At 61.5% G+C, this 12400-nt stretch carries 10 protein-coding genes and 1 tRNA gene; 5 read left to right on the top strand and 6 right to left on the bottom strand.

Going from position 1 to position 12400, the window contains the following annotated elements:
- Positions 1-32 precede the first annotated feature (32 nt).
- Complete coding sequence (gene desA / locus AC515T_RS00955) at positions 33-1217, top strand: delta-9 fatty acid desaturase DesA (protein ID WP_496531082.1); 1185 nt, start codon at positions 33-35, stop codon at positions 1215-1217.
- A gap of 329 nt (positions 1218-1546) precedes the next feature.
- Positions 1547-2536, top strand: a complete 990-nt coding sequence (locus AC515T_RS00950; RefSeq protein ID WP_305469107.1) for a GGDEF domain-containing protein — start codon at positions 1547-1549, stop codon at positions 2534-2536.
- A 369-nt stretch (positions 2537-2905) separates the two neighbouring features.
- Here AC515T_RS00950 and AC515T_RS00945 read toward each other — a convergent pair whose 3' ends face one another.
- The 3 genes from AC515T_RS00945 to gabD form a co-directional block, all read right to left on the bottom strand.
- Complete coding sequence (locus AC515T_RS00945; protein ID WP_496531081.1) at positions 2906-4120, bottom strand: HDOD domain-containing protein; 1215 nt, start codon at positions 4118-4120, stop codon at positions 2906-2908.
- Between the two features lie 144 nt (positions 4121-4264).
- On the bottom strand, positions 4265-5542 hold the full coding sequence (gene gabT / locus AC515T_RS00940) for a 4-aminobutyrate--2-oxoglutarate transaminase (protein ID WP_092204970.1): 1278 nt from the start codon (positions 5540-5542) through the stop codon (positions 4265-4267).
- Between the two features lie 173 nt (positions 5543-5715).
- Positions 5716-7158, bottom strand: coding sequence for an NADP-dependent succinate-semialdehyde dehydrogenase (gabD, locus tag AC515T_RS00935; protein WP_496531080.1), 1443 nt, complete (start codon positions 7156-7158; stop codon positions 5716-5718).
- Positions 7159-7507: 349 nt separating this feature from the next.
- On the opposite strand from gabD, the gene AC515T_RS00930 reads away from it, so the two are divergent.
- The 3 genes from AC515T_RS00930 (at position 7508) to AC515T_RS00920 (ending at position 9091) form a co-directional block, all read left to right on the top strand.
- A tRNA-Arg gene (locus tag AC515T_RS00930) sits at positions 7508-7584 on the top strand.
- A 358-nt stretch (positions 7585-7942) separates the two neighbouring features.
- Positions 7943-8446, top strand: a complete 504-nt coding sequence (locus AC515T_RS00925) for an inclusion body family protein (RefSeq protein ID WP_496531079.1) — start codon at positions 7943-7945, stop codon at positions 8444-8446.
- A gap of 120 nt (positions 8447-8566) precedes the next feature.
- Entirely contained in the window at positions 8567-9091 is a 525-nt protein-coding gene (locus AC515T_RS00920; protein WP_496531078.1) for an AidA/PixA family protein, read from the top strand.
- A 131-nt stretch (positions 9092-9222) separates the two neighbouring features.
- Here the strand turns inward: AC515T_RS00920 and AC515T_RS00915 are convergent, their stop codons facing one another.
- From AC515T_RS00915 to AC515T_RS00905, 3 genes are all read right to left on the bottom strand, one after another.
- A complete protein-coding gene (locus AC515T_RS00915; protein WP_496531077.1) occupies positions 9223-9840 on the bottom strand; it encodes a hypothetical protein in 618 nt (205 codons plus the stop codon).
- The gene (locus AC515T_RS00910) at positions 9837-10409 is read right to left on the bottom strand and encodes an RNA polymerase sigma factor (protein ID WP_496531076.1); all 573 of its coding nucleotides are present in this window, start codon (positions 10407-10409) and stop codon (positions 9837-9839) included. Before AC515T_RS00910 ends, AC515T_RS00915 begins: the two co-directional genes overlap by 4 nt.
- Positions 10410-10583: 174 nt before the next feature.
- Entirely contained in the window at positions 10584-12260 is a 1677-nt protein-coding gene (locus AC515T_RS00905; RefSeq protein ID WP_496531075.1) for a vWA domain-containing protein, read from the bottom strand.
- Positions 12261-12400 lie beyond the last annotated feature (140 nt).

The raw sequence follows: 12400 nt of genomic DNA, 5'->3' as shown, positions 1-12400 counted from the left end.
GGTTTCTATCTTTATCGAGGGCCCTACAGCCTATGTGGTACGAAGGTTTTCTTGGCTTGTCGGCCTGGTCACTGGTGGCAGTCACCCTGCTGATGACCCACGTCACGATCATTGCCGTCACGGTCTATCTGCACCGTTATTCGGCGCATCGCTCCCTGGAGCTCAACGCCGGTCTCAAACATTTCTTCCGTTTCTGGCTGTGGCTGACCACGGCGCAGAACACCCGCGAGTGGACCGCCATCCACCGCAAGCACCACGCCAAATGCGAAACCGAGGATGACCCTCACAGCCCGGTCATCAAGGGCTTGTCCACCGTGCTGCGCAAAGGCGCCGAGCTGTATCGCGCCGAAGCGGAAAACCCGGAAACCCTGCGCATCTACGGCAAGAACTGCCCCGACGACTGGGTCGAGCGCAACCTCTACAGCCGCTTCCCGCTGCTGGGCGTGGCGATCATGGGCGTCATCGACCTGCTGCTGTTCGGCACCATCGGCATCACCATCTGGGCCATCCAGATGATGTGGATCCCCGTCTGGGCCGCCGGCGTGGTCAATGGCCTGGGCCATGCCGTGGGCTACCGCAACTTCGAATGCCGCGACGCGGCGACCAACCTGGTGCCCTGGGGCATCCTGATCGGCGGCGAAGAACTGCACAACAACCACCACACCTACCCCAACTCGGCCAAGCTGTCGGTGCGCAAATGGGAGTTCGACCTGGGCTGGGCCTGGATACGGGTGTTCAGTTTCCTGCGCCTGGCCAAGGTCCAGCGCGTGGCGCCGATCGCCCACCGGGTCGAAGGCAAGGGCCATCTGGACATGGACACGGCCATGGCGATTCTCAACAACCGCTTCCAGATCATGGCGCAGTACCGCCGGCTGGTCATCGCGCCGCTGGTCAAGCAGGAACTGGAAAAGGTCGATCACTCGGTGCGTCACCAGTTCCACCGGGCCAAACGCCTGCTGTCGCGGGAAACCAGCCTGCTGGACGACCGCCACCACGTGCGTATCCAGAACATGCTCGAACACAGCCAGGCACTGAAGGTGATCTACGAGAAACGCCTGGCCTTGCAGCAGATCTGGGTCAAGACCAGCAGCAACGGCCACGACATGCTCGCCGCCATCAAGGAATGGGTCAGCGAAGCCGAGGCCAGCGGCATCCAGTCCCTGCGGGACTTCGCCGATCAGCTCAAGACCTACTCGCTACGGCCTGCCACGGCCTGACGATGCAACTCCCCACTGTGAAGAAGGGCTTTTGTGGTGAGGGGATTTATCCCCGCTGGGCTGCGCAGCAGCCCTGATACCTACTGGCTCGGTGCATCAGATCAATTGAATCGACTGTCTTGGGGCTGCTTCGCAGCCCAGCGGGAGCAAGCTCCCTCGCCACAGGGTCCCCCTCAGTATTCGACTCGCTAAATCCCCCGCCCTTCGTCGCCTGAAAAGGAACTTCGCCCCGAATCCCCTATCTCAAAGAGCACTTCGCCATCCAGGCGGGCTTTGGAGAAAAGTGCGTGCAGAACAACAGCAGTGCACGCTCTTTGAGATTTGTGCCGATGGTCGACAAGAACCTGCAGGATTACTCCCTACCTCATTGGCCCGAGGCGGCCCAGACGCTCATGGCGTTGATGCATGCCCAAGGCGAAGTGGCGCGCCTGAGCGAACGTGAGCAACTGTTCAGCTCGCTGCTGGTCAGCGTCAATGCCGTGCTGTGGGCGTTCAACTGGGAAACCCGGCAAGTGCTGTATGTCAGCCCCGCCTACGAGCGGATCTTCGGCCGCCCCGCCGGCCTGGTCCTGGCTGACTACAACGAATGGCGCGACGCAATCTACCCCGACGACCTGGAGTACGCCGAACGCAGCTTGGCCGAAGTATTGGTCAAGGGCGCCGTCGAAGACCGTGAATACCGCATCATCGCTGGCGACGGCCAGGTCCGCTGGCTGAGCGACAAATGCTTCATCAACCGCAAGGCCGAGCCCGGGCAACCGGTGATCGTGGTTGGCATCGCTGAGGACATCACCGAAAAGAAGCTGCTGGAAAGTGAGCTGCAGCGACTGGCCACCACCGATGTGCTGACCCAGAGCAGCAACCGCCGGCATTTTTTCGAATGCGCTCATCGTGAATTCGAGCAGGCGCGGCTACAAGGGACGCCCATGGCGTTCCTGTTGCTGGACATCGATGACTTCAAGGTGATCAACGACACCTACGGCCATCAGGAAGGCGATACCGTGTTGCAGAAGATCGCCGAAAGTGGCCGTTCCGTGCTCCGGCGCGGCGACCTGTTCGGGCGGATCGGCGGCGAAGAATTCGCGGCGGTGTTCCCTGGTTGCGCCCCCGACATGGCGTTGCAAGTGGCCGAGCGGCTGCAACGGGAAATCCAGCGCCTGATGTTCCGTTGTGGCGAGCAGACCTTCGGCATTACCGTCAGCCAGGGCCTGACTGCCATTACCCCCGAGGACCAGTCCCTCGACAGTCTGTTCTCCCGCGCCGACGCGGCCATGTACGAGGCCAAGCGCAAGGGCAAGAACCGCATCATCGCGGCTTGACACCAATCGCAGTGCAATTGAATCCAGTCATGCCACTGATCCTGTGGGGGCGAGCTTGCTCGCGATGAGGGCCTGACATTCACTGATGGGATGACAGCCATGCCGCTATCGCGAGCAAGCTCGCTCCCACAGTTTTGGTTCCGGGATAGATGCGAAATTCCGAGCCACGCCAACCTCCCGTGGCGAGGGAGCTTGCTCCCGCTCGGCTGCGCAGCAGTCGCAAAACCGAACGACGCGGTCTGCCTGTCAGCAGGTTGGGGGGCCTGCTGCGCAGGCCAGCGGGAGCAAGCTCCCTCGCCACAGGTTCTGGGCTGTCTGGACTGACGCCATCGCAGGCAAGCTCGCTCCCACAGGGGTTCAGTGGTGGTGCTACTTGCGGCGCAACCGCATCAGCTCCGGCAATCCGATCTTCAGCAAACGCGCAGTGCGCCCCTGGGCCAGTTCTTCAAGCCCTTCATGCTCGGTCAGGTGGGCCATCTGCGCCGCCATGTTCATCACCAGCGCCTCGCGGGAATAAACCCCACCCCCCAGGCTATAGGCTGCCGCAATCAACTCACGCAACTCCAGCGGCAGACGCCAGCGAGTGCGCAGCGCCGAGCCGAAGCCGGCGCCGTATTGATCGAGGGCGTTCCCGACTTCCTCCAACTCATCCAGTTCGCCCCCCGCCTGCGTCCATTCTTCCAGGCAACGCAGCAGCGCCAGGTCGCCCAGGCGATGCAACAGCCCCGCGCAGTAACAGCGCTCCGGTTCCAGATCCAGCAACCGCGCCAGGATCCGGGCGTACTCGGCGGTGTGCAGCGATAATTCCCAGTAGCGCTTGGCATAATCCGCCAGACAGGGAACGCTGAGCCGGGCGCAACGCTTGAGGGTCAGGACGAGGATCAGGTTCATGCTCTGCCCCGAGCCGAGCTGGTGCAGCGCCTGGGCCACGGTCTGCACCGGGCTGCCACCCTGGTGCTGGGCAGCGCTATTGGCCGCCGCAATCAGCACCCCAGTGATTTGCGGGTCGGTGCGGATCTCTTCTTCCAGCAACTTCAGATCCAGGCCAGTGGGGTTGAGGCAGCGCTTGACCGCCACTTGCACATCGGTCATCAGCGGCGCGCCCTCGGACAGATCACGCCGTCGCTCCAGGAAGGCGACCAGGGTCAGCCCCGGGCCCGGGACCGGCACGTCGCTGGTTTCTTCAGCGCCACTCAACAGCAACCCTTGCAAACGCAGGGTCAGGCTTTCCCGGTTCAACGGCTTGGTCAAATACGCCGTCGGCGCCAGTGGCACGACCTCACGCACACTGGCGCTGTCGTTACGCCGGCTCATCAGAATGAACGGTAACGGCGCAGCTCGATGCTGTTGGCGAAGGCCACGCAGGATCGTCAGGCCATCGACACCCGGCAGCTCCCAATCAGCGATGACCAGGTCGTACGAATTATGTGCCAGCAAATCCAGGGCCTGTTGCCCGTCGCCGCAGGTGTCCACCCGGGCATCGCAGCGCACGCCCGACAGCACTTGCTCCAGCAGCTCCCGGGACGCCGGGTCGGCCTCGGCGATCAATACACGCGGTACGGCGGGTAAAACCACAGCAGTCATGCAACATCGCTCCCTTGCTATACATGCACCTTAGACAATGAAGGCCGTTCCAGACAGCTCAAAACTGCGGGACATGCCCGCGGCCATGAAAAAACCCGCCGAAGCGGGTTTTTTGTGAATCAGTGCACAGTCAGCGTCGTAATATCAGAGCTCGGAGAAGCACTCTTCGATGATCGCCAGGCCTTTGTCCAGTTGCTCGTCCGGCGAGGTCAGCGGCACCAGCACCCGCAGAACGTTGCCATAGGTACCGCAGGACAGCAGGATCAGCCCCTTGTCACGTGCCTTGGCCACCACCTGGGCGACTGCCGCGGCGTTCGGCTTGTGGGTGTCGCCGTTTTCGAACAGCTCCACGGCGATCATCGCGCCCAGGGCACGCACTTCGCCGATCACCGGGTACTTCTTCTGGATCGCCTTGAGGCCGGTCACCAGACGCTCGCCCACAGCCTTGCAGCGGTCCAGCAGGTGCTCTTCTTCGAACACGTCCATCACCGCCAGCGCCGCCGCACAGGCGATCGGGCTACCGGCATAAGTGCCGCCCAGGCCACCTGGGGCGATGGCATCCATGTACTCGGCCTTGCCGCACACACCGGCCAACGGGAAGCCGCCGGCGATGGACTTGGCGAAAGTGGTCAGGTCGGCGGCAACGCCCATCTGCTCCATGGCGAAGAAGGTGCCGGTACGGCCGGCGCCGGTCTGCACTTCGTCAGCGATCAGCAGGATGCCGTGCTGGTCGCACAGGGCGCGCAGGCGCTGCATGAAGGCCTTGGGCGCTACGTAGAAGCCACCCTCGCCCTGTACCGGCTCGATGATGATTGCGGCGATGTCACGGGGTTCGGCGTCGTTCTTGAAGATGCGCTCGATGCTGGCGATGGAATCATCGATGCTCACGCCGTGCAGTTCGTTCGGGTACAGCGCGCGGAAGATACCGCCGGGCATCAGGCCCATGCCGGCCGAGTACGGCACGACTTTACCGGTCAGGCCCAGGGTCATCATGGTGCGACCGTGGTAAGCGCCGGTGAAGGCGATCACACCGGCACGGCCAGTGGCGGCGCGGGCGATCTTCACGGCGTTTTCCACCGCTTCGGAACCGGTGGTGACCAGGAGGGTTTTCTTGGCGAAATCACCCGGGACCTTGGCGTTGATTTTTTCGCACAGCTCCACGTAGGGCTCGTAGGCCAGGACCTGGAAGCAGGTGTGGGTCAGCTTGTTCAGCTGTGCGGTCACGGCGGCGATGATTTTCGGGTGCACGTGGCCGGTGTTCAGCACGGCGATGCCGCCAGCGAAGTCGATGAATTCACGGCCTTCGACGTCGGTTACCGTAGCGTTCTTCGCCGATTCAGCGAAGATCGGGTGAATCTGGCCGACGCCACGGGGAACAGCGGCGGTGCGGCGGGCCATCAGGTCTGCGTTGGTCTTGCTCATTAAAATGTCCTCATTCGCCGCTCATCGGTCGGCGTAGTTCAAGGAATACATGGCAGGGAGGCAACTGCGACAGCATGCGATGATCGACTGCCGCAGCGTTCCGGCCACAAGAAACAGAACGGGTGAAACGCGCAAAGGGACAGCGCTCTCGTGCCCTTTGCGCTTGAAGCGGATCAGATACCCAGGCAGAGGTATTTGATTTCCAGGTAGTCCTCGATGCCGTACTTGGAGCCTTCACGGCCCAGGCCCGAGGCCTTGATGCCGCCGAACGGCGCGACTTCGTTGGAAATCAACCCGGTGTTGACGCCGACCATGCCATATTCCAGGGCTTCGGCCACACGGAACACACGACCCAGGTCGCGGGCATAGAAGTACGAAGCCAGGCCGAACTCGGTGTCGTTGGACATCGCGATCACTTCAGCTTCGTCTTTGAAGCGGAACAGCGGCGCCAGCGGGCCGAAGGTTTCTTCTTTCGCCACGGCGGCGTTTTTCGGTACGTTGGTCAGGATGGTCGGCTCGAAGAAGTTGCCTTCCATCGCTTTGCCACCCGACAGCACGGTCGCGCCTTTGCTGACGGCATCGGCGATGTGTTCCTGCACCTTGGCGACCGCCTTGCCGTCGATCAACGGACCGGTGGTGGTGCCATCGTCCAGACCGTTGCCAATCCTGAGCTTGGCCACCGCCACTTTTAGTTTTTCGGCGAACGCGTCGTACACCGAATCCTGGATGTACAGGCGGTTGGCGCAGACGCAGGTCTGGCCGTTGTTGCGGTATTTGGAGATGATCGCCCCTTCGACGGCCTTATCCAGGTCTGCGTCGTCGAACACGATAAACGGCGCGTTGCCGCCCAGTTCCAGGGAAACTTTCTTGATGTCCTTGGCACATTCGGCCATCAACTGACGGCCGATTTCGGTCGAGCCGGTGAAGGACAGCTTGCGCACGATCGGGTTGCTGGTCAGCTCGCCGCCGATGTCGCCGGCACTGCCGGTGACCACGCTCAGCACACCTTGCGGAATGCCGGCACGGTGCGCCAGTTCCACCAGGGCCAGGGCCGAGAATGGGGTCTGCGAAGCTGGCTTGATGACCATGGTGCAACCGGCGGCCAGGGCCGGGCCGGCCTTGCGGGTGATCATCGCGGCCGGGAAGTTCCACGGGGTAATGGCCGCGGTCACGCCGATCGGCTGCTTGATCACGATCAGGCGTTTGTCAGGCTGGTGGCCGGGAATCACGTCACCGTAGATGCGCTTGGCTTCCTCGGCGAACCATTCGATGAACGAGGCGGCGTAGACGATTTCGCCCTTGGCTTCGGCCAGCGGCTTGCCTTGTTCCAGGGTCATCAAGCGACCGAGGTCGTCCTGGTTTTCGATCAGCAATTCGTACCAGCGGCGCAGCTTGTTGGCGCGCTCCTTGGCGGTCAGCGCACGCCAGGCCGGCAGCGCCTTGTCGGCGGCTTCAATCGCACGACGGGTCTCGGCAGCGCCCATCTTCGGCACAGTACCCAACACTTCACCCGTCGCCGGGTTGGTGACCTTGATCGTCTGACCATTGTCCGCATCGACCCAAGCGCCATCGATAAAGGCTTGCTGGCGGAACAACTGGGTGTCTTTAAGCTGCATGTCGGCTTTCCTTAACAGCACCGCGCGCACGCGGAGCAAATTAGATTTGTAGAAAGGCGCCTCGGGGGCTGCCGTCAGGGAAATCATTCACCGGGCTGAAGCACAGAAATAACGCACATAAGCACAGACGTGCGGTTCAGCACCCAGACAAGAGCGTTTGAAATCTCAAACGAATCCTAGGGCCGATGGGGGTGAAGGACAATAGGCTGTTCGAAAAAAAGAACGAAAAAACCGAATTTGCCCGCTTTTTCTGATCAGCGTAGCCAACACCCGGCGAGCTGCCCAAAAACGCAGGCGATTCAGCAGCATGGACGCCCGCCACGCATATGAGTATCATGGCGCCCGCGTCGCACCAGTAGCTCAGCTGGATAGAGTACTGCCCTCCGAAGGCAGGGGTCGTGGGTTCGAATCCCGCCTGGTGCACCATATCGAAAGCTAGACCTGTCCCGGACAGTCTACGCGTCTCTTCAAAAAAGCCCGCTCCGTGCGGGCTTTGTTGTTTCTGGGTTTTCTTGCTCCACGCCTCTGGCACGCGGATCTGCGGACGCCAAGCTCTTCTCTCGTTAATGTGATTTTGTTTTTTGACAGCTTCCTGATCCGACCTATAGTCAGAACCGCGACCTGCAGGAAGGAACCTGAATCGTCAGCCAGTCGGCATGGAGCCAGGCCAGCTCGTATCCGTGACAAAAAAATTCCTTCCGATCGTGCGCACGCAGGCCGCAATGCGGTGAAACATTGCTGTCTTTGGCACAAGCCAAAAGACCCACTATCAAGGAGCTTCATAATGTCTCGAGTCACGGATGTGCTGGTTTCAATCGATACTGAAACCATCCTGAAAAACTACCCGAACATTAGTAAAAACCCTAACTCGCCAACGCTGATCGACTTCAAGCATGTCTACATGGTCACGAACCAGGACAATGTGGTGAGCGGCCAGGCCGGTGGCGAACTCGACTTGAAGGCCCAGGTCGGCGACCTGATCCGCTGGCGTGAAACCAGCCTGTCGCAAAGTTTCGAAACGGCGGTGATCTTCTACAAGTTCATCGGCAACGCAGGCAATGAACTGATCTCCCCGCCGTCACCGCGCAAGGCGACTGCTTGCGTCGCAGTTCCCAACCCCAGCAATCCGTCCGTACCCAGCTGCCAAAAGGTCGATAACCACTATTGGTCTTCGGAAACCCTGGCGTGTGGCCGTGTGACCTACCACTTCAACTTCCTGATCGTCGACCGCAATTGCAGCATCGTCGCCTGCTGCTCGTGGGACCCGTTCATTTCCATCCATAACTGATGCAGCCGGCCCCTTGGCGACAGGGGGCCAACCCACCTCGTGGCCGCTGCGACCGGACAGGATGTTTCGCTCTATCAACAGCGGCCACGACTATCGCCAACATCATGAAAGGAAGCCGTGATGTCTACCGAACCCAACGCTATTTCCAGCGAAACAGCCACTGCGCATGTTTCCCTTATCATCGATGCCGAGACATTGCTCTCGCGTTATCCACAGGCCAGCCAAGACCCGGACGCGCCAACCCCTGTGGATGAGGGTTTTATCTTCGTCCTTGGAAGCGCCCTTCTCTCCCATACAAAAATCGACAGCACGGTGCTGCCGATCAGCCTCGGTCAGACCACCCACTTGCGCAGTCGTACCATCGCCCTTCGAGCTGAACACAGTGTGGTGATCTATGGGTTCACGGTCGGAACGGCAGCCGTGTTGCCGGCGCCTGACCTGGTGGTCAGCGCCGACCAAAGCGTACCCGCCATCGACATCGAAAACCTCACCCAACCCATTCTCCAACAGGCTGACGATCATTTCTGGCGTTGCCAGCCGCTCAGTCAAGGCAAGGAGAAAGGTGAATTGAGGTTTATGGTGGTGAACAGCCGGTGTGAAGCGGTGGGCTATTTCAGTTGGGCTGTCGAGATTCTGGTCGAGTGAGTGGGGTCAGGCTCATTTCATGGGTATGAACGCGAGCAGTCGTCCCTGTGAATCAGCCTGCGTACCCACGCCCCTGAATGCAAAAACGCCCCCAGGCCGCCTGGACCTGAGGGCTTTTTGCGACGATTGACTCAACGTTTTTGCAACGCCTCCAACCGCGCCGGCAAGTCCTCCTTTGGAAAGCGCTTGTGCAGCGCCAGCAGCTTCTCATCAGCAGCCTTGCTCTCACCCGCCTCACGCAAGCGCAGGATTTCCAGCAAGCCTTGCTCCAACGATGGCAGTGCAACGGGGGCGGATTTGCTCATCTTCGCCGCTGGCTTTTCCGCCAAGGATTGCACAGGGCTTGCCGGGGCTCGGGCCAGTTCGCCTTGGGGCGCCATGCGGGTGATCGGGGCGGGGGCGGGCATCGCCGGCGGGGGTGCGGCGGCAACGGCGGGCGCTTGCCGATCGGCGGAAAACTCCATCGAGGCGGGTGAGGCCAGCTCGTCGTGGGGCACGGGGGAACGCAGCACCAGGCCGATCATCAGCGCCACACCGGCGACCGTAGCGAATGCCATTTGCCAGCGCGGCCGTTGGCAGGCTTGCAGCCAGCGTTGCCACAGGCTTGGCGTGGGTGTCGGGGCTTCGCGGCGGGCGGTGGCCAGGATGAAGGCGTCCAGGGAGGCTGGCGGCTCGCCGCTGGCGTGTTGGCGAAAATGCTCGATGAGCCTTTCGTCGTCGGAATCCGGGGTATGTTTGGCGTCGATCATGCGGGTACCTCCTCGGCCAGCAGTCGTTGCAATTTCTGCTGGGCGTAACGCAAGCGGCTTTTGACCGTTTCCAGCGGGGCGCCGGTCAGGGCGGCAATCTGCGGCAGCTCCAGGTCGCCGTGCAAGCGCAGCAGGAAGACTTCGCGCTGGTCCTCGGGCAAGGCCTGCAACGCGGCATCGAGACGCGCCTGGTCGCGGCTCAGGCTCAGTTGTTGCTCGGGGCTGCTGGTGTCGTCGGGCTGGACGTGCAACTGCTCGTCGTAACTGTCGTGCAACGGGTTGTGGACGCCATGTTTGCGCCAGTGGTCGATCAGGCGATTGCGGGCAATCTGGAACAGCCAGGTACGAAAACTCGCCCGGCCTTGTGGCTGCGTGGTGCTGCGAATCAGGCTGAGCCAGGTGTCCTGAAACACTTCCTCGGCCAGTTCGGCCCTGTTGCTCAAGGACACGAGGAAACGGTAAAGCCCTTGGCGATGACGGGCGTACAAGGCTTCGAAAGCAGCCCCGTCGCCGTCGCGGTAGCGGGCCAGCAGCGATTCGTCGCTGGGAGAATCAAGCGCAGCGGGCATGTGGGGGGCGAACTCCTTTCCGGTCATTGCAACACAGTCCTGACAGACAACATGGGAACCCTGTGGGAGCGAGCTTGCTCGCGATGGCGTCGGATCAGTCAATGATGATCATGATCGGTCTGTTGCTATCGCGAGCAAGCTCGCTCCCACATTTGACCCTCGTTGTGCCCGGGATCAGCGCTTGGCCGCAGGCTCGAGGCTCTGGGCCAGTTCCACCAACTGCACAAACTCGGCCCGCAGCCCAAACGGATCATCACCGCGGGCCGAGCGCGCCAATTGCGCGGTGTCCTTCAAGGTCATCGTCCCAGTGTAGCGTCCCTCGCCCTTGAGCTGTTGGGCGAAGGCGGCCACAGCGGCCGAGAAGCGCAGGTCATCGCTGGGCTTGCGGTCGTTCTGCACGCCAGCAATGGGATGCTCGATCAAACGACTGCTTCCGCCCTCAGCCGGCTTGTAGCGTACGCGCAACATTGCCAATTCGCCTGATGCGCTCTGCGATTTGGGCGTGCTTGCATAACGCAGCGGCTCCAACCAGCCCGGCGCGCCCTTCGGAACAATTTCATACAAGGCCGTCACCGTATGCCCCGCGCCGATCTCGCCAGCGTCGACCTTGTCGTTGTTGAAGTCTTCACGTTTCAACGCGCGGTTCTCATAACCCAGCAGGCGATACTCACTGACCTGGGCGGGGTTGAACTCCACCTGCAATTTCACGTCCCGCGCCACCACCGCCAAGGTCGAGCTGAGCTGGTCCACCAGCACCTTGCGCGCTTCGAGCAAGTTGTCGATGTAGGCGTAGTTACCATCGCCGGCGTCGGCCAATTGCTCCATCAGGTGTTCGTTGTAGTTATCCACACCGAAGCCCAGCGTCGTCAGGGAGACACCGCTTTTACGCTGGTCCACCGCCATCTGCTTGAGGCTGTCGAAATCACTGATGCCGACGTTGAAGTCACCGTCAGTGGCCAGCAGGATGCGGTTGATGCCTTTATCGATAAAGCTTTCCCGCGCCATCTGATAGGCCAGTTCGATGCCCGAGGCGCCCGCGGTGGAACCACCGGCGTCGAGTTGATCGATGGCGTTGCGGATAGTCACCTTGTCGCGACCCGAGGTGGGCTTGAGCACCACCCGGGATTCGCCGGCATACACCACCAGGGACACCCGGTCCTGATCGCGCAATTGGTCCACCAGCAGTTTCAGCGTGCTCTTGACCAACGGCAGGCCTTCACGACGGTCCATGGAACCGGAAACGTCCACCAGGAAGACCAGGTTGGCCGGCGCCAGGTCCGCCACGGCGCGGTCGCTGGCCTTGATGCCGATGCGCAGCAAGCGGGTGTGGGGGTTCCACGGTGACGGGGCCACTTCGGTGGTCACGCCAAAGGGCGAACCGTCGGTGGGCAGGGCGTAGCTGTACGGGAAATAATTGACCATTTCCTCCAGCCGCACCGCACCTTCGGGCGGCAGGCTGCCTTGATTGAGCAAACGTCGCACATTGGCGTAGCTGCCGGTATCCACATCCACGCTGAAGGTCGACACCGGCGTTTCGGCCACGCTGTGAATCGGGTTATCCGGCAGTTTTTCATACTGTTCACGCGATTCGGCGCGATAACCCGCGGTGACGGCATCGTTCGCCACGCTGGGAGCGGGCATCGCAGCCGGCTTCATGAGCATGCGCTTGACCGTCGACTGGCGCACTTCGGCGATCTCGCCTTGTGGCACGACGCTGGGTGCCACAGCCACCGGTTCGGACGGCTTGGCAGCCTCCCGGGAGGAAGACAACCCACAACCGGCCAACGCCACCAGCAAAGTCACGGCGAAGCCTTGGGCAGCAGGACGCATAAAGAGAATTGGACGGGACATGGGCTGAACCTCGTGAATGAATGATCCGTTCACAGAGTCAGACGCAGGGCGCACAGGGTTCGGGTTAACGACCAAGAAATTTTTTTAATGCGCTGAAAAGACAGCGCCGGCCACCCCAGAGTGGCCATGCCGTTACTACG

The organism is Pseudomonas sp. FSO-7 (genome assembly GCF_059579345.1).
Note: the sequence above shows the minus strand (reverse complement) of the source record. Positions and strands in the feature narration are given on the sequence as shown.

Excerpts from the sequence above, each read along its gene's own strand:
- AC515T_RS00915 (WP_496531077.1), bottom strand. The coding sequence starts at position 9,840 with ATGATCGACGCCAAACATACCCCGGATTCCGACGACGAAAGGCTCATC.
- gabD (WP_496531080.1), bottom strand. The coding sequence starts at position 7,158 with ATGCAGCTTAAAGACACCCAGTTGTTCCGCCAGCAAGCCTTTATCGAT.
- AC515T_RS00945 (WP_496531081.1), bottom strand. The coding sequence starts at position 4,120 with ATGACTGCTGTGGTTTTACCCGCCGTACCGCGTGTATTGATCGCCGAG.
- AC515T_RS00905 (WP_496531075.1), bottom strand. The coding sequence starts at position 12,260 with ATGTCCCGTCCAATTCTCTTTATGCGTCCTGCTGCCCAAGGCTTCGCC.
- gabT (WP_092204970.1), bottom strand. The coding sequence starts at position 5,542 with ATGAGCAAGACCAACGCAGACCTGATGGCCCGCCGCACCGCCGCTGTT.
- AC515T_RS00925 (WP_496531079.1), top strand. The coding sequence starts at position 7,943 with ATGTCTCGAGTCACGGATGTGCTGGTTTCAATCGATACTGAAACCATC.
- AC515T_RS00910 (WP_496531076.1), bottom strand. The coding sequence starts at position 10,409 with ATGCCCGCTGCGCTTGATTCTCCCAGCGACGAATCGCTGCTGGCCCGC.
- desA (WP_496531082.1), top strand. The coding sequence starts at position 33 with ATGTGGTACGAAGGTTTTCTTGGCTTGTCGGCCTGGTCACTGGTGGCA.
- AC515T_RS00950 (WP_305469107.1), top strand. The coding sequence starts at position 1,547 with ATGGTCGACAAGAACCTGCAGGATTACTCCCTACCTCATTGGCCCGAG.
- AC515T_RS00920 (WP_496531078.1), top strand. The coding sequence starts at position 8,567 with ATGTCTACCGAACCCAACGCTATTTCCAGCGAAACAGCCACTGCGCAT.